Below are 23,965 nucleotides of genomic sequence, written 5' to 3'. Positions count from 1 at the left end.
CCCGTTCCCCGTACCTCTTCCACCGCTCCGTTTCCCTCCCCGCTCAGTTCGTGCGGCGCGCGTCACTCCCCTCGCGTGCGCCTGTTTCGCGGCTCAAGGAAGGCTCATGTCCACACAAGCCCGTACGTCCCCGCCGGTCACTCTCCCCACACCCCCCGAGAAGGTCGCCGTCATCGGCATCGGTTGCCGATTCCCCGGCGGAGCGAACGACCACCGTTCCTTCTGGCGCAACCTGGTCGACGGGAAGGACTGCATCACCCCCACACCGGCCGACCGGTACGACGTGGCGGGCCTGGGCAGCAAGGACAAGGCGAAACCAGGTCGGCTCGTGGGCGGACGCGGTGGCTACATCGACGGCTTCGACGAGTTCGACCCGGCGTTCTTCGGCATCAGCCCCCGCGAGGCGCACGCCATGGACCCGCAGCAGCGCAAGCTCCTGGAGGTCACCTGGGAGGCGCTGGAGGACGGCGGACAGAAACCGGCGGAACTGGCCGGACGGGACGTGGGCGTCTTCGTCGGGGCGTTCACCCTGGACTACAAGATCCTGCAGTTCGCCGACCTCCGGTTCGACACCCTCGAAGCCCACACGGCGACGGGGACGATGATGACGATGGTCTCCAACCGCCTCTCGCACTGCTTCGACTTCCGGGGGCCGAGCCTCTCCATCGACTCCGCCTGCAGCTCCTCCCTCGTGGCGGTGCACCTCGCGTGCGACAGCCTGCGCCGGGGCGAGAGTTCACTGGCGCTGGCCGGCGGCACGCTGCTGCACCTCACCCCGCAGTACACGATCGCCGAGACCAAGGGCGGGTTCCTCTCCCCCGAGGGCCGCTCCCGCACCTTCGACGCCGGGGCCGACGGCTACGTGCGCGCCGAGGGCGTCGGCATCGTGGTCCTCAAGCTCCTCTCCGAGGCGCTCCGCGACGGCGACCCGATCCACGCCGTGATCACCGAGACCGGGGTCAACCAGGACGGCCGCACCAACGGCATCACCGTGCCCAGCGCCGACGCCCAGGCCACCCTCATCGAGCAGGTCTGCGCCCGAGCCGGGATCACCCCGGGCAGCCTCCAGTACGTGGAGGCGCACGGCACCTCCACCCCGGTGGGCGACCCGATCGAGGCCAACGCCCTGGCGAGCGCCCTGGCCGTGGGCCGCGAACCGGGCGCCCGGTGCTACATCGGTTCCGTCAAGACGAACATCGGCCACACCGAGTCCGCCGCCGGGATCGCCGGTCTCATCAAGACCGCGCTCAGCCTGGAGCACCGGCTGATCCCGCCCCACATCAACCTGGAGAACGTCAACCCGGCGATCGATCTGGAGGCCGCGCCCTACGAGATCCCGGACCGGGTCACCCCCTGGCCCGAGCACGAGGGGCCCGCGCGCGCGGGGGTCAACTCCTTCGGCTTCGGCGGCACCAACGCGCACGTGCTCCTCGAAGCGGCGCCCCCGCGCACCGCCGAGGAGCAGCGGACGCCCGTACCCGGGCGGCGCTCCGCCACCGACGGCCTCGCGTACCGCGTGCTCCCCCTCAGCGCCCACGACGCCTCGGTGCTTCCCGAGCTGGCCGAGGCCGTCCGCGCGGAACTGGCCGCCCCCCGGGACCCGGCCGCCCCCGCCTCCCTGACGGACCTGGCCCACTCCCTCGCCCGACACCGGCAGCACCACGACGCCCGGCTCTCCGTGGTGTACGAGACCGGCGAGGACCTCGACGAGGCGCTGGCCGCGTACGCGCGGGGCGAGGAGCACCCCCGTGTCCTGCTCGGCAGGCACCGCGAGGGCCGCCACACCGCGCCCGCCTGGGTCTTCACCGGCATGGGGCCCCAGTGGTGGGGCATGGGCCGCGAGCTGTTCAAGACCTCGCCCGTCTACCGGGAGGCCGTCGAGGCCGTCGACCGGGAGATCCTCGCCCAGGCGGGCTGGTCGCTGACCGCCGAGCTGAACGCCGACGAGGCCGCGTCCCGCATGGCGGAGACCTGGCTCGCCCAGCCCGCCAACTTCGCCGTCCAGGTGGGCCTCGCCGCCCTCTGGCGCGCCCACGGGGTGCACCCCTCCGCGATCGTCGGGCACAGCACCGGCGAGATCGCCGCGTTCTACGAGGCCGGGGTCTACGGCCTGCGGGACGCGGTGAAGATCGTCCTGCAGCGCAGCCGCCTCCAGCAGCGGCTCGCGGGCACCGGCACCATGCTGGCCGTCGGTCTGCCCGAGGACGAGGCCGTACGGCGCGCCGCGCCCTTCGGCGACCGGCTGTCCGTGGCCGCCGTGAACAGCCCCGGCGCCCTGACCCTGGCCGGGGAGCGGGAGGCGCTCGCCGAGTACGCCGAGGCGCTCCGCGCCGACGGCGTGTTCGCCAAGTTCCTGGACGTGGAAGTCCCGTACCACAGTGCCGTGATGGAGGAGATCAGAGCCGAGCTGCTGGCGGAGCTGGCCGACATCGAGCCCCGGCCCGCCCGGCTCCCGCTGTACCTCACCGGCCGCGAGGGCCGCGCCGAAGGGCCCGAGCTCGACGCGGACTACTGGTGGAGCAACGTCCGTGACACCGTGCGGTTCCGCGCGGCCGTCGACGCCCTGCTCGCCGACGGGCACCGCACGTTCCTGGAGATCGGCCCCCACCCGGTGCTCGGTCACTCCGTCAGGGAGTGCTCCGCCGCCCGCGAGGGCGATCCCACGGCCGTGACCACCGTGCCGTCGATCCGCCGTGCCGAGGGCGAGGCCCTGCGCCTCACCACCTCCCTGGCCGCGCTGTACGCCCTCGGCTGCGCCGTGGACTGGACGGCGCTCCACCCGGACGGGCAGCGGGTGCCCCTGCCCCGGTACCCGTGGAAGCGCGACCGGTACTGGACCGAGCCCGAGCCCGTGGCGCAGATCAGGCTCGGCCGGATCGACCATCCGCTGCTCGGACGGCGCCTCGCCACGGCGGAACCCGCCTGGGAGGTCGCACTCGACGTCGAGACCACCCCGTACCTCGCCGATCACCGCATCCAGGGAAGGACCCTCTTCCCCGGCGCCGGATACGTCGAGATGGCGTACCAGGCGCTCCGGGCGCTGACCGGGGGGACGGACGCGGAACTGGGCGACATCGAGCTGCGCAAGGCCCTCTTCCTGCCCGACGACGCGCCCCGGGCCGTACAGGTGTCGCTCTCCACGCAGACCTCCGCCTTCACCGTGGCCACCGAGGGCGACACGCCCACCGTGCACGCCTGCGGTGTGGTGCGCGGCGGCGCCCCGGCGGCTCGTACCGCCCCGCTGGACACCGAGGGCGTCCGGGCGCGGGCGGACCGGCACCTCGACGCGACCGCGTGCTACGAGACGCTGAGCGCCCGCGGTTACGACTACGGCCCGGCGTTCCGGGGCATCGCGGAGGTCTGGCGGACGTCCGGCGAGGCGCTCGCCCTGATCCGGCCGACCGTGGACGGGGCGGCGGAGCACCATGTGCACCCGGTGCTGCTCGACGCCTGCTTCCAGGCCCTCCTGGTCGCCGGGCTGCCCGACGCCACGGACGGGCCCGGCGGCGGGATGCTGCTGCCGCTCACCATCGAAGCGGTGCGGACCGTGCCGGTGGGCGACCGTCCGCTGTGGGCGCACGCCACCGTCACCCGGCGCGCGGACGACGAACTCGTCGGTGACATCGCCCTCTACACGGAGGACGGGGAGCCGCTCGGGCACGTGCGGGGTTTCCGTGCCGCCGATGTGGAGCAGGTCTCGTCGACGGTGGCGGTGTCCACCATCGACGGCTGGCTCGCCGAACTCACCTGGTCGGAAGCGCCCCTGGAGAGCGGCGCCGAAGGCCAGGACAGCGCCGTGGACCCGGTGCCCCCGGTGGGCGGCAGCTGGCTGCTGCTCGCGGACCGGCCCGGCGGAGTGGCGGACCGGCTGGCCGCGCTCGCGGGCGCGGGCGGCGCGCGCTGCCATCTCGTACGGCCGGGTGACGGCTATGTCTTCGACCCGGCCGGGCGGGACTCCCGGGTCGTCCCCGACAGCGTCGACGACCTGCGCAGACTCCTCGCCGATCTGGCGGCCGTCGACGCGGACGCCCCCGCGCCCGACACCGTCGTCCATCTGTGGAACCTGGACCTGCCCGCCCTGGAGGACACCGCCAGGAAGGACCTGGACGCGCACGGCGCGGTGGGCGCCTACTCGGTGGTCGCCCTGGCCCAGGCCCTCCACGACGACCCCCGGCAGACGGCCGCGCCCGCCGCGCTGCACCTGGTGACCCGGGGAGCCCAGGCGGCCGTGCCCGGGGAGCCGGTGGCCCCGCTCGGCGCGCCCGCCTGGGGCATCGGCCGGGTGCTGCGGCACCAGGAGCTGACCGCGCACCGGGGCAGGCTGATCGACCTGCCGCTCGCGCCGGGAGCCGGGGCGCCGACGGACACCGAGGCCGGTGCGGACGCCGGAACCGGAGCCGTGACCGGCGCCGGAGCCGTGACCGGCGCCGAGGCCCGTGCCGACGCCGAAGCCGCGGCGCTGCTCCGTGAGATCCTCACCCCGGACTCCCCCGAGCTGCCCCAGGACGAGGTGGCCCTGCGGGACGGACGCCGTCTCGTCAGCGCGCTCACCCGTCCCGGGGAACTCACCCGCCCCTTCCCGCCCCGGCTCCGCCCGGACGGCGCGTACCTCGTCACCGGCGCGTTCGGCGCCCTCGGCAGGCTGCTGTGCCGCTATCTCGTCCAGCGGGGCGCCCGGCACCTGATCCTCATCGGGCGTACACCGCTCCCCGACCGCGCCACCTGGCGGGCCCTCGCCCCGGACTCCCCGGCGAGCGACCCGGTGGGCTTCGTCAAGGAGCTGGAGGCCCTCGGCGCCCACCCCGTCCACGCCGCCATCGACATCTCCGACGAGCGCGCGCTCACGGAGTGGCTGGCCGACTACCGGGACCGGGACGCTCCGCCCGTCCGGGGCGTCTTCCACCTGGCCGGGCACGTACGGGACACCCCCGTCCCGGCCATGGACCGCGCCACCTTCGACTCCGTGTTCCACCCGAAGGCGGCGGGCGCCTGGCTCCTCCACCACCATCTGCGCGACGAGCCGCTCGACCACTTCGTCCTCTTCGCGTCCGTCGCGTCCCTGCTCACCACGACGGGCCAGACGAACTACGCGGCGGGCAACGCCTTCCTCGACGCCCTGGCGCAGCACCGCAGGGCGCTGGGACTGCCCGCCCTCAGCCTGGACTGGGGTCCCTGGGCGACCGGCATGATCGAGGAACTGAGCCTGGTCGAGCACTACCGTGTCGTCCGGGGCATGACGTCGCTCTCCCCGGCCGCGGGCATGGCCGTCCTGGAGCGGGTCCTCGGCCAGGACCGCGCCCAGTTGCTGATCGCCACCGTCGTCGACTGGACGACGTTCCTCGCCTGGTACCCGTCCCCGCCCCCGCTCGTCAGAGAGCTGGCGGCCGAGGCGGCGAGCACCGCGGACCCGGCCGCCGGCGGTTCGCGGGACACCGGATATCTGGACCGCTTCCGCGCCGCCGCCGACGAGGAGGAGCGGACCGCGCTGGTCGCGGACCTGCTGCTGGGCTGCGCCTCGGCCGTCCTGCGGATCGGCGCGGACCGGCTCGACCCGGACGCGGGCCTCAACGCGCACGGCATCGACTCGCTCCTCGCCATGGAGCTGCGCGCCCGGCTCCAGGCGGCGACCGGGGTCGCCCTGCCGGTCGTGGCCCTGCTGAGCGGGGCTCCGCTGCGCGAGCTCACCGCGCAGCTCCGCGATGCCACGGCGGAGCTGGCCGCGCGGGCGGCGGGCCCCGGCACGGGGGTGGTGGTGGAGGTCCACGAGGACGCGTCCCGGCACCCCCTGACCCAGAACCAGAAGGCCCTGTGGTTCCTGAAGCAGCTCCACCCGGACGGCTTCGCGTACAACATCGGCGGCGCGGTGGAGGTCCGCACCGAGATCGACCCCGAGCTGATGAGCGCCGCCGTCCGCGCCCTGGTGGAGCGGCATCCGGTGCTGCGGGCCAACTTCGTCATGGAGGACGGCAGGCCGCTCCAGATCGTCTCGGAGGACGTCGAGCCGGACATGGCCGTCTTCGACGTCGAGGGCTGGGAGTGGGAGGACATCCGTGAGCTGATCGTCGAGGAGTACCGCAGGCCGTACGACCTGGCGCGGGACCGGCTGATGCGGTTCCGGCTCTTCCGGCGCGGTCCGGACCGCTGGGTGCTGATGAAGGCGGTCCACCACATCGTCTCGGACGCGATCTCCACGTTCACCTTCATCGAGGAACTGCTCTCCCTGTACGAGGGGATGCGGTCGGGCCGCGCCGTCGAACTGGCCCCGGTGCGGGGCCGTTACGTCGACTTCCTGAACCGGCAGAACCAGTTCCTCGCCTCGCCCGACGCCGACCGGATGCTGGAGTACTGGCGGGGCGCCCTGCCCGCCGAGGTGCCGCCGCTCACCCTGCACACCGACGCGCCCCGGCCGCCCGTGCAGACCCACAACGGCGCCTCGGAGTTCTTCGTCCTGGACGAGGAGCTGAGCGCCCGGGTCCACGCCCTGGCACGGCGGCACGACGTGACCGTCTTCATGGTGCTCCTGTCCGCCTACTACCTGCTGCTGCACCGCTATTCCGGTCAGGACGACCTGGTCGTCGGCAGTCCGGTGACCGGGCGCACCGACGAGGACCTGTCGTCCGTGTACGGCTACTTCGTCAACCCCCTGCCGCTGTACGCGAGTCTGGCCGGTGACCCGACCGTGGCCGAGCTGCTGACCCAGGTCCGGGGGACGGTGCTCGGGGGCATCGACCACCAGGAGTACCCGTTCGTCCTGCTGGTCGAGAAGCTGGGCCTGCAGCACGACCCCAGCCGCTCGGCGGTCTTCCAGGCGATGTTCATCCTGCTCGCCCACAAGGTGTCCTCGCAGCAGTACGGATACCACCTCGACTACATCGAACTCCCCGAGGAGGAAGGTCAGTTCGACCTGACCCTGTCGGCCTACGAGGACGAGTCCGAGCACCGGTTCCACTGCGTCCTGAAGTACAACACCGACCTCTTCCGGCCGGAGACCGCCGAGCGGCTGGCCCGGCACTACCGGAACCTCCTGGACGCGCTGACCCGCGCTCCCGGCGAGGGCCCGGTGGCGGGGCTCGACATGCTCGGTGCGGCCGAGCGGCACGAGATCCTGCACGGTCCGGCCGCCCGGGGACGCGTCCTGGAGCCCGAGCCGCCGGTGCACCGGCTGTTCGCGGAGGCGGCGGCCCGCACTCCCGACGCGGTCGCCGTCACGGTTCCGGCCACGGGGCCGGACGGCGCCGCCCGCCGACTGACCTACGCGGAGCTGGACCGGGCCTCGGCGGTGCTGGCCCGGCGGCTGCGGGCGCGGGGCGCGAGCGGGGGCGTCGTCGCGGTGTGCCTGCCGAAGTCGCCGGAGCTGATCATCGCGCTCCTCGCCGTACTGCGCGCGGGGGCCGCCTATCTGCCCCTCGATCCCGACCATCCGGCGGAGCGGCTCGCCTACATGGCGGGGAACGTGTCGGCGCGTCTGGTCCTCACCGACCCGGCGAACACCGGACGTCTCGACGTGCCCGGCGCCGAGCTGATCACCGACGTCCTGGCGGAGGACCCGGAGGTCTCCGGCGACCCGGCCGGTGCCGCCCTCCCCGAGGGGGACGCGGAGGTGGGACCCGAGACGCCCGCGTACGTCATCCACACCTCGGGATCGACGGGCCGCCCCAAGGCCGTCCGGGTGTCCCACGGCGCTCTCGCGGCCCTGTGCGCCGCCTGGCGGGAGGAGTACGGCCCGCAGGAGGTGCCCGGTGTGCACCTCCAGATGGCCGGGGTGTCCTTCGACGTGTTCACCGGAGACCTGGTCCGCGCCCTCGGCTCGGGCGGGCGGCTGGTGCTCGCCGACCGCGACCTCCTCCTCAACTCGGCCCGGCTGCACGAGGTGATGACCGCCGAGGGCGTCGACCGCGCCGAGTTCGTGCCCGCCGTGGCCCGCGCCCTGATGACGCACTGCGAGGAGGGCGGCCACCGGCTGGACTTCATGCGGCTCGTGATCGTGGGCTCCGACACCTGGAAGGTCGCGGAGTACGACCGGCTGCGCGGGCTCTGCGCGCCGGACACCCGGGTCGTCAACTCCTACGGGCTGACCGAGGCGACCGTCGACAGCGCCTGCTTCGACGGCCCCACCACCGGCCTCGACCCGAACAGCACGGTCCCCATCGGGACGCCGCTGCCCAACTGCGTCCTGCACGTCCTCGACTCCCACCTGCGGCCCGTGCCGCCCGGGGTCACCGGGGAGCTGTGGGCCGGCGGGGCCGGACTCGCCCTGGGGTACGCGGGTGACCCGGAGCAGACCGAACGCCGCTTCGTGACCCTCACCCTGGACCCGGGCCCCGACGCGGTACCCGAGCGGTTCTACCGCACCGGGGACCTGGCGCGCAGGGACGCCCTGGGCCACCTCCACCTGCTCGGCCGGGCCGACGCCCAGATCAAGCTGCGGGGCCACCGCATCGAGCCCGGGGAGATCGAGTCGCTCCTGACGGCGCTCCCCGAGGTGGCGGAGGCGTACGCCCTGGTGCGGACCGATCCCGGCGGCGAACCCGCCCTCTGCGCCTATGTGGTGCCCGCCGACGGGGCCGACCCGGACCCGCGGGCCCTGCGCCGCCACCTCGCCGCCCAGCTGCCCACGTACCTCATTCCGGCCTTCCTGGAGACGGTGGAGGCCCTGCCCCTGACCCCGAACGGAAAGGTGGACCCGGCGGCGCTCCCCGCGCCCCGCGTCCCGTCCGCCCAGGAGGACCACGAGCCTCCCGTCACCCTCTACGAGGAGCGAGTGGCGGCGCACTGGAAGGCCGTGATCGGTCTCGATCTGGTCGGCCTCCACAGCGACTTCTTCGATTCCGGCGGCAGCTCCATCACCCTCATCGAGCTGATCCACCGGCTCCAGAAGGAGTTCGGCATCGCGATCCCCGTGGGGCTGCTCTTCAAGGTGACCACCCTGCACGGCATGGCCCGCACCGTCGAGGACATCGTCACCGGCCGGGTCTCCGGCAATCTCTCCCACCTCTCCTTCAACACGGGTGAGGGTCCCCTCCTCTTCTGCTTCCCGCCCGCCGGTGGCCACGGCCTCGTCTACCGCCACTTCGCCACGCACCTGCGGTCGTACGAGCTGATCGCCTTCAACCACGTCGACGGGGACAAGGGCGTCCGGTACGCCGACCTCGTGGAGTCGCTCCAGCCCGAAGGGCCCTGCCTGCTCCTGGGCTACTCGCTGGGCGGCAACCTCGCCTTCGAGGTCGCCAAGCGGCTGGAGGAACGGGGCCGGGAGGTGGCCCATGTCGTGATCATGGACTCGTACCGCATCGAGGAGGAGTACGGCATCTCCGTCGAGCACACCGAGGCCTTCGAGCACGAACTGCGCGACCACCTGCGCCGCCACACCCAGTCCGAGACCGTCACCGCCCAGACCCTCGAACAGGCCAGGGACTACCTGGCGTACTGCGGGCGCACCCCGAACCACGGGGTGGTCACCGCCACGGTCACCGTGATCGCCGACGAGGCGAAGGCGCAGTTCTACGGGGCCGGTCAGCGCGGCAGCTGGCACTCGGCGTCCACCGGCGCGAGCAGAGTGGTGCGCGGCGCGGGCCTGCACGCGGAGATGCTCGACGAGAAGCCCGCCGAGCGGAACGCGGCCCTGGTGCTCTCCGCGCTCGACGAGTCCCTCAGCAGCACCCTCCGGGAGCGTTCCGCCTCCCCGGCGGACGACGGCACGGACGGGGAATCCCATGGCGCGTGACGACAGGCCCGTATGGGAGGACCGGGGACCGTGGCCGCCCGGCGGGCGCGCCCCCGGGCAGCCGCCCCGGGTGATCGTCATCGGCGCGGGCATCGGTGGTCTCTCCACCGGCTGCTACGCGCAGATGAGCGGCGCGGAGACCCGGATCTTCGAGCGCCACGTCCTGCCCGGCGGCTGCTGCACCGCGTGGTCGCGCCAGGACTACGTCTTCGACTACTGCATCGAGTGGCTCACCGGCACCGGGCGGAACAACGACGCCAGCCGGGTCTGGCGGGAACTCGGCGCGCTCGACGGCAAGACCATCGCCAACTTCGAGATGTTCAACACCGTCACCGACGAGACCGGCCGCTCGGTCACCTTCTACAACGACCCCGACCGGCTCGAAGCCCATCTCCTGGAGATCTCCCCCGGGGACGCCCGCCCGATCCGCGCGTTCTGCCGTGACCTGCGGCGGTTCACCCGGCTCAACCTCTACCCGTTCCTGACCCCGCCGCCGCTCCAGTCCACGGGCGAGAAGCTGGCCATGCTGCGGGCGGTCCTGCCCTCCTTCGCGCTGCTCTGGCGCACCGCGGTGACCCGGATGGAGAAGTTCTGCGACCGGTTCGAGGACCCGCTGCTGCGCCGGGCGTTCCCGTTCATCTTCTTCCAGGACCACGAGGTCTTCCCGCTGCTCCCCTATCTGTTCAACATGGCGAGCGCCTTCCACCTCAACGCCGGTTTCCCCCAGGGGGGTTCGCTGGGTCTGGCCCGCTCGGTGGAGGAGCGGTACACGGCGCTCGGCGGACGGATCGACTACCGGTCGCGGGTGGAACGGATCCTGGTGGAGAACGACCGGGCGGTCGGAGTGGAACTGCGGGGCGGTGAGCGGCACTTCGCCGATCACGTCGTCTCGGCCTGCGACGGCGCCACCACCATCGACCGGCTGCTCGGCGGCCGGTACACGAGCCCGAAGATCGACAAGCTCTTCAGCGAGATGATGGACCAGCCGGACGTGCTCTATCCGGGGGTGGTGTCGGTCTTCGTCGGTCTCGACGGCGAACTGGACCCGTCGGCCCGGCACAGCACCACGTACCTGCTCTCCGACGAGGACAGCGCGGCGCTGCCGGGGGTCCTGCAGAACAGCCTCGTCGTCCAGATGCGGTCGCGCTACTCCGACGGGTTCGCGCCGCCCGGCAAGTCCGTCGTCCACTGCACCTACTTCAGCGACTACGCGTCCTGGAAGGAGCTGCGCACCACGGACCGCAAGGCCTACTGGGCCCGCAAGCAGGAGGCGGCCGACTTCGTCCGGGGCTTCCTGGAGCGGCACCACCCGGGCATCGGCGCCTCCATCGAGGTCGTGGACGTGGCCTCCCCCACGACCACCGAGCGCTACACCGGGGTGCGCAACGGCAGCATCCTGGGCTGGAAGTCCTTCACCCCGGCGGACGACGTCATCACGGGCCTGATCAACAAGGACCGGATGCGGCTGCCCGGTCTGGACGGCTTCTCCATGGCGGGCCAGTGGTTCGGCGGCGGCAGCCTGATCCGGGCCGCCGCGAGCGGCCGGTTCGTCACCCAGTACCTGTGCAGGGACCTGGGTCTGGACTTCCGCGCCTGGGAGAGCCGCGGAACGGTCCCCTGGCATCCGGACAGGCTCGGCCGGCTGCCCCAGCTCGAGACCCGCAGGGTGAGGTGACGGTCAGGTGACCGCGACGACCACGACGCGCAGGAAAAGCATGATCATCATCGGTGGGGGCCTCGGCGGCCTCTCCACCGGTGCGTACGGCCAGATGAACGGGTACCGCACCCGGGTCTTCGAGATGCACGAGATCCCCGGCGGCTGCTGCACCGGATGGGGGCGCGGCGACTACACCTTCGACGCCTGCATCAGCTGGCTGCTCGGCAACGGTCCGGGCAACGAGATGCATCAGATCTGGCTCGAACTCGGGGCGCTCCAGGGCAAGGAGATGCGCCACTTCGACGTGTTCAACACCGTGCGCGGCAGGGACGGCCGCACCGTGTACTTCTACTGCGACCCCGACCGGCTGGAGAGCCATCTGCTGTCCCTGTCCCCGCCCGACGCACGGGCGATCCGCAACTTCTGCGCGGGGCTGCGCAAGTTCATCGCCTGTCTTCCCTCGTACCCGTTCCTCAAGCCGGTGGGGCTGATGAGCCGCCGGGAGCGGTGGCGGATGCTGGCCGGTTTCCTGCCGTACTTCAACCTCTTCCGCACGTCGATGTCGGTCCTGATGACGGAGTACTCGGCCCGTTTCAAGGACCCGCTCCTCAGGGACGCCTTCAACTACATCCTGTACGAGAAGCATCCCGGCTTCCCCGTCCTGCCGTTCTACTTCCAGATGGCCGCCCAGGCGCACCGGTCGGCCGGGGTCCCCGAGGGCGGCTCGCTGGGCCTGGCACGCTCCATCGAGCAGCGCTATCTGGCCCTCGGCGGCGACATCACGTACAACGCGATGGTCGAGGAGATCCTCGTCAAGGACGACCGGGCCATCGGGGTGCGCCTCTCCAACGGCGAGGAGCACTACGCGGACATCATCGTCTCGGCCTGTGACGGTCCGACCACGCTGCTCGAACTGCTCGACGGCCGCTATCTGGAGGGCGAGTACGCCACCCTGTACCGGGAGACGCTGCACCAGCCGGGCATGGTCTTCCCCGGCTACGCGAGCGTGTTCCTCGGCCTGCGCCGGCCGTTCCCGGACGCCGACCCGACGACGACCCATCTGCTCGACGAGGAGACGGCGTCCCGGCTGACCGGCATCCGCCACCCCAGCCTCAACGTGCAGTTCCGCAACCACTTCTATCCCGAGCTGTCGCCCGAGGGCACCGGCGTCGTCTACGCCACCTACTTCTCCGACACCGCGCCCTGGCGGGAGCTGGCCGAAGGGCCGGAGCGGCTCAGCCGCGCCCGCCGGGGGACCGAACTGCACACCCTGCCGGTGAAGCGCGGCAAGGCGTACACCCTCGCCAAGCGGCGGACCAGGGACGCCGTGGTCGACTACCTCGACGGGCTGTATCCGGGGCTCAAGGACTCCGTCGCCGTCCGCGACACCTGCACCCCGCTCACCCAGATCCGCTACACCAACAGCTTCGAGGGCACCTTCCTGGGCTGGCAGCCCTTCGTGGAGAGCGGCGAGGCGATGGAGGAGCTCGTCAAGAAGAACGGGCCCGTCCTGCCCGGTCTGGGGAACTTCTACCTCTCCGGGGTGTGGGCGACCACCGGCGGTCTGATCCGCGCGGCGGCGGCCGGGCGCCAGGTCATGCAGTTCATCTGCCGGGACGACGGGCTCGACTTCACCGCCTCCGTCGACACCAGCGCCCCGCTCCCGACCCATGTCGACGTCCTCGTCGGCCCGCACCGCTGAGAACCCGGCGCCGCCGGGGATCCCGTACCGCCCGAGAAACCGCACCGCCGAAAATTCGGCACCGCCCAGAAAGGCGTCCCGTGACCTTGCCCCCTGATGTCCGCCCCGCCCCGGAAGCCTCCCCGGAGCCCCTCGCGTACCCGTTCTGGACGAGCGACGGACTGGGCCTCCCCGAGGGCTACGGGCAGTTGCGCGACCGGCCCCCCGTCCGTGTCCGGCTGCCGTACGGGGACGAGGCGTGGCTCGCGACCAGTTACGAGGACGTCCGCGCCGTCCTGTCGGACCCCCGGTTCAGCCTCGCGGAGGCCGTCCGCCGCGACCAGCCCCGCATCGGCCCGATGCCCCGGGCCGGCGGGGGTCTCATCGCGCTCGACGCTCCCCACCACACGCGGCTGCGCACGCTCCTCGCGAAGGAGTTCACCGCCCGCCGGATGGAGCCGCTGCGCGGCCGGGTCCGCGAGGTGGCCGACGGGCTGCTCGACCGGATGGTGGCGGCGGGCCCGCCCTCCGATCTCGTGGAGGACCTCGCGTTCCCCCTGCCCATGACGTTGATCTGCGAGATCGTGGGCGTACCGGAGGCCGACCAGCCGGGACTGCGGACCTGGGCGGACACCGTGTGTTCCGGCAGTGTGACCCCCGAGGTGGTACGCCGCCACGCCCAGGACTTCTTCGGCCGCATGAACGACTGGGTCGAGACGCGCCGCCGGGAGCCCGCCGACGATCTGATCACCGTCCTGGTCAGGGCCGCCGACGAGGGCGCCCTGACGGCGGACGAGCTGACGGGGCTGCTGAACGAGATCCTCATCGGCGGCTTCGTCACCACCACCAACCAGATCGCCAACTTCTTCGCGGTGCTGCTCCTCCCGCGCGAGGCGGGAGGCGGCGGCGCGGAGCTGCTCAGGACCCTGCGCGAGCGGCCCGAGGTGATCCCCCGCGCGGTCGAGGAACTCCTGCGGCTCGTCCCGCTGCTCAACGGCCTGACCCTGCCCCGGTACGCGGAGGAGGACGTGGACCTCGGCGGGGTCCTGGTGCGGGCGGGCGAGCCGGTCGTGGTCTCCCAGGCGGCGGCCAACCACGACCCGGTCGCCTTCCCGTCCCCCGACCGCATCGTGCTCGACCGGCCGGGCACCCCCCACATCAGCTTCGGTCACGGCATCCACTACTGCCTGGGCGCCCATCTGGCCCGCCTGGAACTCCAGACCACCCTGGAACGCGTCACGGCCCGCCTGCCCGGCCTGCGCCTGGCCGTCCCGGAGAAGGAACTGCACTGGCGCTCGAAGGAGTTCTTCAGCGGCCTGCGCTCCCTGCCGGTCGCGTGGTGAGCCGAGCGGGCGGGCCGAAGCGGCCTGCGCGATGACATGGAGCGCCCGGGTCGGGTCGGTCCCGGCCGCCCGAACACCGTAGGGACCCGTGCCGGTCACGGCCGGGCCGCGCGCTGCCCGCGCCGGATGCCGTGACCGGGGCGAGGCCGGTCAGCCGCGTAGCCGGACGGCCAGTGTGGCGAGCCAGGCGGCCGGGGTGTACGGGAGCGGGGGTTCGACCTCCGCTCCGAGCGTCACCAGGGCCAGGGCCAAGCCGTCCTCGTCCAGGCCGAGGGCGAGGAGGTCGTGCAGTTCGCCCGTCAGCTGGGCGGTCAGACCCGGATCGGTGCCGTCCAGATAGTCGGCGAGCGCCGACTCGTGGTCGCCGAACTCCCCCGGCATGTCCTGCGTGAACCAGCCGCCGAGCAGTTGCGCCAGCTCCGGGAAGCGGGCCCGCCACTCCCAGGGGCTCTCCGGCGCGACGGGCGGCGGGGCCTGGCCGTTCGTCAGGCTCGCGTCGAGCCGGTCGGCGAGGCCCGTGAGCCAGCCCCGGATCTCCTCGGGCGGCACTCCCACGTCGGGCAGCCGGTAGTACTCGCCGAGCCGCAACCGCAGCCGCCCCGGCGGATTGTCGGCGTAGACGCGCAGTTGCTCGGCCGCGACGGCGATGGCCCAGGGCCGGGTGCGCCAGGTCTGCCGCAGATAGCCCGCCAGCGCCTCGGGCGCGTGCGGGCCGACACCCAGGTGGGAGCGGACGACCTGGTCGAGCTCGCCGTACTTGCGGTCGTGCTCGGCGGGGTTCAGGGACACGGGAGCGGCCTCTACAGGATGACGGGCAGGGAGGAGTGCACGGTGAAGGGAGGCGCGCCGGGCTCGCCGGATCCGGTCCGGCGGAGCACGACCCGGACGGCGCGCACCGGGATCGGCTCCTGGCCCGCCAGGGCCATCCCGTGGGTGAGCAGCGTGCCCACCGGATCGGGCCGTGAGGGCCAGGTGGCCTCGATGACCAGTCGCCGCCGGGTGGACTGGGCGAGCCAGCGGTGGATGACCTGCTCGTTCAGTCCGATGGCCTGCTGGGTGGCCCACTGGGCGGTCGCCCGGTCCGGGAAGGTCGCGGCGCGGTCCGCGCGGGCGGGGCCGGGTGACGCGGGGCCGGGTGACGCGGGCGGCTTCGTCATGTCGGGCTTCATGTCAGGCCCCGCCCCAGCCGTGCAGGGTGGCGCGCTGGGCGGCGGAGTAGTTGGCGTGCCCGGTCGCGGCGATGGCGTGCAGCCACTTCTGCGCGGCCTGCAGATCCTCCATCTGGCGGTCCCAGCGGTCGAGTTCGTCGACGAACGCCTCGCGGGCCTCGCCCTGCCAGGCCAGGACGACCGGCACCGCGCGTTCGTACAGCGCGGTCAGGCGCTCGTTGAGCGATCTCACGATGTCCTCCAGGTCGCCTGCCATCTCGCGCAGTGCGACCAGGTCGACGGTGATCGAGCCGTCGTCGTTCATGTGCCCCCTGCCTCACGGGTGTTCGGGCTTGCGTTCAGATGTCGTGGATCCTGCTGGTCGGCGCTGTCCCCCCAGTGCCGCCCGGCCCTTCCCCGGACAGCCCTCGTACCTCCGCTTCGACGTCGACCCTCCTCGACTCGGCCCGGAACCGCCGCAGCGCGTCCAGTTCCTCACGGGTGAACCCGTCCCGGCTCATCCGGATCGCCTCCGCCAGGATGCCCAGGATCTCCCGGACCCGTACGGCGTCCGCACCGGCCTCCCGGTGCAGCTTCCGGTACGCCGTCGCCGCCTCGCTCCGCCATCGCGCCTCGGCCCGGTCGACGATCGCGTCCATCCTGCGCACCTGTCCGTCGATGTGCGTACGCATGGTGTCCAGGTCGTCCGCGAGACGGTTCAGGTCCTCTTCCGTCACGGCGAGGTTCGGATCGATGGGCATGGCGGCGGCTCCTTCCGAGCGACGGGGCAGGGTGGTGGGGTGGTGGGTCAGTGCTGCTCGGCGAAGTGGGCGTGAACGGCGTCGAGGAGGAGCCGGACGCGTGCGTGGGTCACATGAGGCATGACGATGGCAAAGGCGGCATCGAACTCGGCAGGCGTGCGGAACAGGTACAGGATGCGCTGCAACTCCCCGGCGAGGTTGCCGAGTCGTTCATGGCATTCGGGATGCTCACTGGTCAGAATCTCCTCCAGGGCCTCGTCCACGCTGTCGCACTCCCCCGACACCATGAACGAGATGAAGGCCGAGGTCAGCGAGAAGCGTCCGGTCGCCTCCCAGCCGGACAGCGGCAGTTCCGTCATGTCCGGGTACATGAGGAACTGGCGGTCACGGATGAGCTCGGCCAGCGAGCGCAGGAAGTCCGCCGACGGATCGTCGCCGGCCGCCCGCGCCAGTGCCTGGCGGTACTCAGCGGGCCTGGTCTCGAATGCCCCGGTTCCGACCTCGTCGGCCAGAAGGTCGAGCAGGGAGGCCAGCACTGCGGGGGGCATCGCCGCTGACGTCGCCCTGGAATCGAACAGGAAACGGGACAGACGCTGAAGTTCGTCCTCCAGCGGCGCGGCCCCCGGGTTGCGCGACGCTACGGCGATGCGCAGCAGCAACCCCACCGCGCCGGAGGTGAACAAGTCGTCCTGTTTCGAGATCACGTGGCGCATGTTACGGCGGGCAGGGGAAGGCGGTACGGACATAGAACATCCCGGACTCCGGCGAGTAGGCGAGAACCAGCCTCACGCTGTGGACCTCCTTCGGCTGGGCGCCGAAGCCCTGGGCGGTGAAATCGGACTGCGAGACGGATGATCCCGTCACGACGTCGCTCCCGTTCGCGTCCTTGACGGTGAAGACGTCCAGCTGCGGCGAGGAGGCGGGGCTGAACGTCCCGTTGGCCACCCGCTGCTTCTGCTTCTCCATCCATTGCTCGATCGTCCGGATGTTGCCGGGGTCGTTCAACGCTGCCTGGACATGCTTCTGGGCGGCCGGAAGATCCGGGAAGGCCGAGGCGTCGACACCCTGGTCCCGTACGCGCGTCCGTAGCTGGTCCGGGGAGAGACCGACGTGCCGGTCGATCGCATGGCCGTCCTTCCCCGGCTTCACCGGGTCGCTCGGAGTGGCCTGGTAGGGGTTGGTCTCCCATTCCATGGACGCGAGGTCGATGCCGAAGCGGTTGTTCGGGTCCCGGGACTGTTCGTTGATCGGGACGAGCGACCGGTCGAACTCGAAGAGCGAGCGGGCGCCGAACGCTTCGGCCCGCGCCGACTGCGACTGGAAGGTCGGCACCGCGCGGGCGGCCTCGCGGAGCGGCTCCAGGAGGTTCTTCACCTCCTGCGTCTGCGTGCGCAGCGCGGTCTCGTAGGTGTCGACGGCCCGGTTGACGGCGTCCCTGTCGATGCTGACGAGGACCGCGGCGCCCAGCCCCCTCCACAGGTTCTTGAGGCGTTCGAAGAAACCCTTGAGGTCGGTGAGGTCGAGGATGGCCAAGGCGTCCTTGATGGCCCTGTACAGGATTCCGCGCAGCTCGCCGCGGACCTTCTCGGCGGCTTCCGCGTAGGAGCGGATCGCCTGGGCCAGGATCTGGGCGGTGGTGCTGAGGACTCCGAAGACCGGGAGGCTCGTGCCCGCGCCGGTGGGCGGGTCGTGCCTCCACGCGTAGCCCGCCGTGTCCTTGCCCCAGGCCGTCGTGCCCCACAGCGACGACACGAACTGCAGCATCGCGCCGTGCCAGTCCCCGTTGGAGTGGTCCGTGATGGCGTCGACGGTGCTGGTGAGCTGTCCCTGGATGATGCCGAGGCCCGTCTGGTAGGGAAGCCACGCCTGGGAGAGGTCGTTGACCCTGAGGTAGTTGGGGAGCGGCAGGATCTCCAGCGCGCGGCCGGTGCCCAGCGCCTCCTCGATCACGGTGCGCATCAGGGAGCCGGGGATGTTGCCGTCGTCGAAGACGTCGGCGAAATCGTCGATGGCGTTGCCGTCACGGACGCCGAACGGTGGTGGGGGCGGGTACCCCGGCGGAGTGGAGATGACCTGCGGCGGGGGCTGCGGGGTGAAGGGCGGACTGAGCGGGTGGGTGGCCGCGTCCGCCTGCCGGAAGTTGTCGGCGGTGGTGGTGAAGCCGATCGCCGCGCCGCCGATGGCGACCACCGCCTTGCCGTGCACCTCCAGGAGCAGGGCGACGACCGCGGCGTACTGGGTGGCGAACTCGACCGTGACCGTGCCGGATCCGCCGACCTTGGAGTAGCCGGCGTGGACGTTCAGGAACTGTACGAGTGCCTTGTGGAAGGACTGCTGCTCGACGGCGAGAGCCGAGGAGACCTGGTACAGGTGTACTGGCTGTACGTCGAATCCGCCTGGCGCCGTCCACGGGCTGCTCACTGCGGGCGGGGGCGGCGGCGGCAACTGGGCCGGCGGAGGGGGGCCCGGCGGGACCGGCGGCGTGTTCGGGACCGGCGACGGTGTGGGATGGGAGCCGGGCGACCCGCCCGGCTGTCCGGACGGTGGCGGTGGAGTGGCCCCGGCGGTCGATGTGGGATGGGGGCTCGAACTCGGGCTGGTACCCGGCGACGTGGTACCGGTCGCGCTCGGCATGGGCGTGCTCACCGGAACGTCCCGCCCGTGCCGCTCGTGCCGTACGTCCCGCCCGTGCCGCTCGGCACGCGGGAGCGCGTGCGTGTACCCCGTTCCCGTCCCATGAGCCCCCCTGACTCCGCCGGACCGTGGCCGAAGGTAGCAGGGCGATGCTTCAAGGCCCTTGATCAGAAGCAGAGTTGGCTTGAAGAAGCCGTATGTGCGCGACCGGTCCCGCCGAGCGGGTGGGGGCTCCGGCGAGCGGACCCCGCCACCGTCACCGGGCCCGGCTGCCGACCGGGGAGATCGGGCCCACGGGCGCGTCGGGGCGGATTCTGGGGCGAAAGAGCCTGGACGGCGCTCTCAGCACAGCAACAATGCTGCCTGCCATGGGAGTTCGCCGGTCGGTGTCTTCGGGTTCGTCGCGAAGCGCAGGGCCAGAGCGGCGCCCGCCGCCCCGTCGAGGAAGCCGGGACGGTGGACGACGGTGGGGCCGCCGGGTGCGGCGGCGGGCCAGACGAAGGGGTGTTCCTGATCGGCGGCGCCCGCCAGCGCCTCGGCAAGATCCGGTATGTACAGGGCCAGTTCCGATCCTCCTGGTTCACCGGCCATCAGGGTCACGATCGTGGCGAGGCCCGCCAGGCCGTGGCACAGGGTGGGGTCGGTTAAACCGGCGGCGCCACCCGGTCGGCCGCAGACGGCGGCGACGGCGGCCACCGCCTGGCGGTTCCATCCGGGCTCCTCCAGTGCCAGTGAGGCCAGTTGGAGCGCGCGGGCGACCCCGGGCGTGCCGTAGCACCAGCCGGTGCGGGCCTCCGCCAGGTCGGGGCGGGTGCCCGAGAGGGCCGCCAGCTCGGCTTCCATCGGGACGATGTTGGGCCAGCCCGCGCCGTCGGGGCTGCGCCGGGCGAGCAGCCACTCGGCGACGGTCCGGATGGCCTGCTCCTGGCCCGGCACGCGTACGCCCGCGCTGTGGGCGAGGGACAGCAGCGCGAGGGGGCCGGGGATGCCGTGGGCGAGACCGGCGTTGAAGTGGCCTCCGGGGACGCCGTCCGGTTCGCTGAACAGGATCGGGTCCCCCGTCCACCAGCCCGGCACGCGCCCGGAGCCCGGCACGGTGACCGGCCGGGTGAGGGCGACGAGGTGGGCGAGGACCAGTTCGGTGGTGGCCCGGTGCTCGGGCCCCGCGGCCAGGAGCAGACGGCCGAGACCGGAGAGTCCCGCCACCACGTCGTACCCCGCCATCCTGGCCCCGGCCGTACCCGCCGCCGCCCGGGGCGCGTCCTCCTCGACGAGTCGGCGCGCCACCAGGGCGACCTCGGTGTCCAGTCGGGTGAGGAGACCGGCGTACTCGCCGGTCCGGGTGACGGCGGTCCTCGCGGCGAAGGCGACGGCGGGCAGTCCCGCGTACAGCCCTTCCCTGGCGGGCCTGCGCACCCCGCTGACCGCCGCCGACAGATGGGCGTGGGCGGCCTTGGCGTACCCGGGGTCGCCGTGGGCCAGCGCCGCGAAGAGGAGCCCCACCCCCGCGTGGCCGTCCGCGAGGGACTGGGGGTGCCACAGCGAGCGGGACTCGGCCAGCTCGGGGGTTTCGGCGGCGGTCACCCGCGCGGCCAGCGCGGCCGGATCCGCCAGGCGTACGGCGAGCCGTTCGACGAGGTTCTCGGTCATGCTCCGGCCCTTTCCCGGTCGAGGTGTGCCTGGACCGCGCCACGGGCGACGGCCAGGGTCCGCGCCTCGGCCGTACGGTCCGTACCGAGGCGCCGGTTGCAGTGCATGTGGACGAGGGAGGCGAGCACCGCGTCCGGGGAGACGCTCAGCGCACCCCGCTCCTCCTCCGCGCGCACGAGTCGGCCGAAGCGTTCCGGGGCCGCGTGGTGCGGCCCCGCCACCGGATCCGGCGGGCCACCGTCCGGGGTGATCCGGGCGAGCGCCGCCCGTCTGCGGGCCGCGAACGCCTTGTGGTGCCGTTCCCGCTTGGGGTAGGTCCCGGTCAGCCAGCGCCGCCAGTCGCCGCCGTAGCCCCGGTGGAACGCCCGTACCAGTGCGGTCACGTCGTACGCGGTGGACAGGATCGGGTCGTCCGTGGGGGCCGTCAGCCGCTTCAGCACCAGGGCGCTGTCCGCGTGGAACACCTCCTCGGCCGCGCCGAGCAGCGCCGGGCCTCCGTACCGTTCGGTCTCGGGGGCGTAGCTGTCGACGCGCAGTCCGCGCGCGAGCCCCTCGGCGGCCAACCGCCCCGCCAGGTCGTGGAGCCGGGGCAGGACGACACCGTTGAGGAGGGCCGGGTCGCCGTGCAGCCGAAGCCGCAGGTGCGGGTCCGGATCCGCGTACCGGATGAAGAACCAGCGATCGACGCCCTCCGGCCCGGTGGCCGGGGGACCCTGCTCGGTCAGGAAGCGGCCCAGCGGCCCGGTCAGGAGTTCGTCCTGCCGCTCGGCCGAGGTGTAGAGCGTCGCGTACAGCCAGGGGCCGCCGGGCGGGACCTCGCCGGTCCCGCGCCGCACCACCGGCCGGGTGACGGTCCGTGCGGGCGGCTCGGCCGCCTTCGGCGGGCGGGGCGTCAGCGTGACCACGGCCTCCGCCTCGTGGGCGCCGCCGGGCCCGTGCAGCCAGCCGCCGTCGATGTCGTGGCCCGAGGGCGACGCGTACAGAACGGCCGTCCCCGTCCGCGCGCACTCGCGGCACAGGATCTCCCGGTGCGCCGGGACGGCGAGGTTGAGGGGGATGCGATGGTCGCCGATCGTGAGCTGTACGTGGTCGGGTACGCCCCAGAGGGCGCGCCACTCGTCGAGGGGCGGGGCGCTCGCGTCGAGCCGCCAGCGCGCCGGGCTCAGGACGGTACGGCCGGTGCGCACGGCGGGCAGGAACGGCAGCCCCTCCGCGGCGCCCCACTCCCACAGCCGCCACTGCCTGCGGCCGAACGCGGCGGCTTCGATGAGGAAGCGCACCGCGTTGGGCGCGGTCAGTTCGCGGTTGAGCACGTGGAGCGCCGACGGGGTCAGCTCGCGCCCGAGACGTTCGGACACGATCCTGAAGCCCTCGGAGTCGGCGCTGACGGCGATGTCGTCGAGCGTGAGGTCCGTGACGCCCGGGGCTGCGGGCCCGGGGTGGGCGCCGACGACCAGTCGCCCGTCCAGCCAGGTGGGCACCTGGGCGACGTTGGCGTGCCGGTGCTGCGACGCCTGGTGGTGGACCTGGACGGGCAGCCGTCCGGCGGTCTCCCGCGCGGCCCGGACCGTGCGCCGCATCTCCTCGCTCCGCGCGGGCGGGAAGAGGTGGGCGAAGCGGCCCATGAGTCCACCGGACGTGGTGGCCGCGCCGCCGAGGACGAGGGTGAAGTCGCCCCGGTCCACCGCGGCGGCCGACTCCGCGGCGATCTGCACGACGAGTTCGAGGGCGGGCGGGCGCACGGTGTCGGCGGACTCGTCCCGGTCGGCCGCCTCGAACGCGCGCAGCCGCTCCTCGTCCAGGACGACCTCGCGCGCCCCGCGCGCCTGGGCCTCGGCCGCGAGTTCCAGCAGCAGTCGCTGCCGTACGGCTCCGAGGGGTGCGGGGCCCGGGTCGGCACGGTGGCTCGGGGGCAGCCGGTACCCGGCCGGGGCGCCGAGGCCGATGTCGGGGTCGAGGAGTTCCTTGACGGGCACGTACCGCCCGAGGCCGTACCTATCCACGAAGTCCTGGTGGTACGGGGTCAGGCGGCCCGGCCCCGGGGGAGACAGGCGCCACAGCGCGGCGGCGGCGCGCTCCAGTTCCTCCGCCACCGAACGCGAGAGCACGGCGGTCCCTTCCAGCCGCAGGTCCACCTGGACGGCGTGCGCGGGGACGGGCCGGGCCGACGCGGGTGGCCCTGCGGGGCGTACGCCGGGTGCGTCGGGACCCGCGGGTGGCTCTTCGGGGCGTACGTCGGGTGCGTCGGGGCCCGCGGGCGGGACGGGGCCCACGGCCGTGCGCTCCACCACCGCGCGCCAGGCCGCCCTGCCCTCCCCGAGCGCGGTGCGACGGTAGTCGGCCAGGGACCCGCGCAGTTCGGAGACCCACCGGGCGGCGGGCGTCCCGGCCGGTAGCAGCGCCTCGACGTGTGCCAGGGGATCGGGTGCGTCCAGCGGTGGACGCAGCTCCGTCAGGAGCACCTCGGCCCCGATCAGCTGGGCGACGAGACCCGCCACGGCGCCTTCGGGCGCGCCGGGGAACCGTGCCTCGACCTCCCTGATCAGGTCGCCGCAGCGGACCGGGCGGGCGGCGGCCTCTGCCACGGCGCGCACGACCGGGGTGTGGCGCAGCGTCCGTGACCTGGGAAGGTTCCGGCCCGACGGGGCATCGGAGCCGGGGTCGGGCTCGGCGGGGTCCTGGCCCGGTCCGGCCGGGGCGAACGGCAGGACGAGCCGGCCACCGCGTACGAAGCACAGTCCGTTGACCACCACGCTCAGCTCCCGGTGCACAGCCGGGTCGCGCTCCCACTCGGAGATCAGCCGGGCCAGCCACCCGGCGTCGGGCCGTACGGCCCGGTGCCCCACACCGGTGAGCTCCCCCTTGGTGGACTCGCCGAAGGAACCCCACAGGACGCCCGCGAGCAGACCGAAGGGGGTGGGCCGCGAGGCGGCCCTGAGCAGGTAACGGGTCACGGCCCGGTGGGCCTTGCGCAGGTCGGAGACGGCTACGGGCGCGTCCGCGAGGACGGCGTCGACGGTGCGGGTGAGCGAGGGGCTGGAGACGTCCAGCGCCTCCCGGAACCGCGCGTCGGCCAGCAACTCCACCAGATGGGCCCGCAGTTCACCGGGCTCGGCGCCGGACTCGTCCGGCCGGTCCGGCGCGCCGTCCCGCCAGGTGGCGCGGACCCTCGACCGGGCCAGGAGCGGTGCCCTCAGCAGCACTCCGTCCGCGCAGCGGAACACCGGTTCCGCGCTGTGGCCACGTCCCATCCCTGCCACGCCCCTTACCTGATGCACCATGAAACGGATGGATTAATTCCCGGCTCTCCCTGGGGGGAATGCCGCCACACTAACCGCGCCACACCCGCTCCGTAACCCCTTGACTC

At 72.9% G+C, this 23,965-nt stretch carries 12 protein-coding genes; 4 read left to right on the top strand and 8 right to left on the bottom strand.

Going from position 1 to position 23,965, the window contains the following annotated elements; translation table 11 throughout:
- Positions 1-106 precede the first annotated feature (106 nt).
- From ACFXGN_RS01920 to ACFXGN_RS01905, 4 genes are all read left to right on the top strand, one after another.
- Positions 107-9,724 (top strand): amino acid adenylation domain-containing protein, encoded by a 9,618-nt coding sequence (locus ACFXGN_RS01920; RefSeq protein WP_384852044.1) that lies wholly within the window; start codon positions 107-109, stop codon positions 9,722-9,724.
- On the top strand, positions 9,714-11,399 hold the full coding sequence (locus ACFXGN_RS01915; RefSeq protein ID WP_384852041.1) for a phytoene desaturase family protein: 1,686 nt from the start codon (positions 9,714-9,716) through the stop codon (positions 11,397-11,399). Before ACFXGN_RS01920 ends, ACFXGN_RS01915 begins: the two co-directional genes overlap by 11 nt.
- Before the next feature lie 40 nt (positions 11,400-11,439).
- The gene (locus ACFXGN_RS01910) at positions 11,440-13,083 is read left to right on the top strand and encodes a phytoene desaturase family protein (protein WP_384853096.1); all 1,644 of its coding nucleotides are present in this window, start codon (positions 11,440-11,442) and stop codon (positions 13,081-13,083) included.
- Between the two features lie 80 nt (positions 13,084-13,163).
- Positions 13,164-14,405 (top strand): cytochrome P450, encoded by a 1,242-nt coding sequence (locus tag ACFXGN_RS01905; protein WP_384852038.1) that lies wholly within the window; start codon positions 13,164-13,166, stop codon positions 14,403-14,405.
- A gap of 150 nt (positions 14,406-14,555) precedes the next feature.
- Here the strand turns inward: ACFXGN_RS01905 and ACFXGN_RS01900 are convergent, their stop codons facing one another.
- The 8 genes from ACFXGN_RS01900 to ACFXGN_RS01865 all read right to left on the bottom strand — a co-directional run bounded on the left by ACFXGN_RS01900 (position 14,556) and on the right by ACFXGN_RS01865 (position 23,849).
- On the bottom strand, positions 14,556-15,194 hold the full coding sequence (locus ACFXGN_RS01900) for a contact-dependent growth inhibition system immunity protein (RefSeq protein WP_384852036.1): 639 nt from the start codon (positions 15,192-15,194) through the stop codon (positions 14,556-14,558).
- 11 nt (positions 15,195-15,205) lie between these two features.
- Complete coding sequence (locus tag ACFXGN_RS01895) at positions 15,206-15,562, bottom strand: RNase A-like domain-containing protein (protein WP_384852033.1); 357 nt, start codon at positions 15,560-15,562, stop codon at positions 15,206-15,208.
- Between the two features lie 13 nt (positions 15,563-15,575).
- Entirely contained in the window at positions 15,576-15,878 is a 303-nt protein-coding gene (locus ACFXGN_RS01890; RefSeq protein WP_384852030.1) for a WXG100 family type VII secretion target, read from the bottom strand.
- 34 nt (positions 15,879-15,912) lie between these two features.
- Positions 15,913-16,314: a WXG100 family type VII secretion target gene (locus ACFXGN_RS01885; RefSeq protein WP_384852028.1), complete on the bottom strand. Its 402-nt coding sequence runs from the start codon at positions 16,312-16,314 to the stop codon at positions 15,913-15,915.
- A gap of 47 nt (positions 16,315-16,361) precedes the next feature.
- On the bottom strand, positions 16,362-17,018 hold the full coding sequence (locus ACFXGN_RS01880; protein WP_384852026.1) for a hypothetical protein: 657 nt from the start codon (positions 17,016-17,018) through the stop codon (positions 16,362-16,364).
- 10 nt (positions 17,019-17,028) lie between these two features.
- Positions 17,029-18,735 (bottom strand): RNase A-like domain-containing protein, encoded by a 1,707-nt coding sequence (locus ACFXGN_RS01875; RefSeq protein WP_384852023.1) that lies wholly within the window; start codon positions 18,733-18,735, stop codon positions 17,029-17,031.
- 555 nt (positions 18,736-19,290) lie between these two features.
- Entirely contained in the window at positions 19,291-20,598 is a 1,308-nt protein-coding gene (locus tag ACFXGN_RS01870; protein ID WP_384852021.1) for a lanthionine synthetase C family protein, read from the bottom strand.
- A complete protein-coding gene (locus ACFXGN_RS01865; RefSeq protein WP_384852019.1) occupies positions 20,595-23,849 on the bottom strand; it encodes a lantibiotic dehydratase in 3,255 nt (1,084 codons plus the stop codon). The genes ACFXGN_RS01870 and ACFXGN_RS01865 overlap by 4 nt, the downstream gene beginning before the upstream one ends.
- Between the last annotated feature and the right edge of the window lie 116 nt (positions 23,850-23,965).

It is taken from the genome of Streptomyces sp. NPDC059247 (genome assembly GCF_042754005.1).
Taxonomy (GTDB): Bacteria; Actinomycetota; Actinomycetes; order Streptomycetales; family Streptomycetaceae; genus Streptomyces.
This window is presented reverse-complemented; position numbering and strand designations above follow the sequence as displayed.

Coding starts and splice junctions, on each gene's coding strand:
- ACFXGN_RS01915 (WP_384852041.1), top strand. CDS start 9,714: ATGGCGCGTGACGACAGGCCCGTATGGGAGGACCGGGGACCGTGGCCG.
- ACFXGN_RS01920 (WP_384852044.1), top strand. CDS start 107: ATGTCCACACAAGCCCGTACGTCCCCGCCGGTCACTCTCCCCACACCC.
- ACFXGN_RS01865 (WP_384852019.1), bottom strand. CDS start 23,849: ATGGGACGTGGCCACAGCGCGGAACCGGTGTTCCGCTGCGCGGACGGA.
- ACFXGN_RS01895 (WP_384852033.1), bottom strand. CDS start 15,562: ATGACGAAGCCGCCCGCGTCACCCGGCCCCGCGTCACCCGGCCCCGCC.
- ACFXGN_RS01890 (WP_384852030.1), bottom strand. CDS start 15,878: ATGAACGACGACGGCTCGATCACCGTCGACCTGGTCGCACTGCGCGAG.
- ACFXGN_RS01885 (WP_384852028.1), bottom strand. CDS start 16,314: ATGCCCATCGATCCGAACCTCGCCGTGACGGAAGAGGACCTGAACCGT.
- ACFXGN_RS01910 (WP_384853096.1), top strand. CDS start 11,440: ATGATCATCATCGGTGGGGGCCTCGGCGGCCTCTCCACCGGTGCGTAC.
- ACFXGN_RS01870 (WP_384852021.1), bottom strand. CDS start 20,598: ATGACCGAGAACCTCGTCGAACGGCTCGCCGTACGCCTGGCGGATCCG.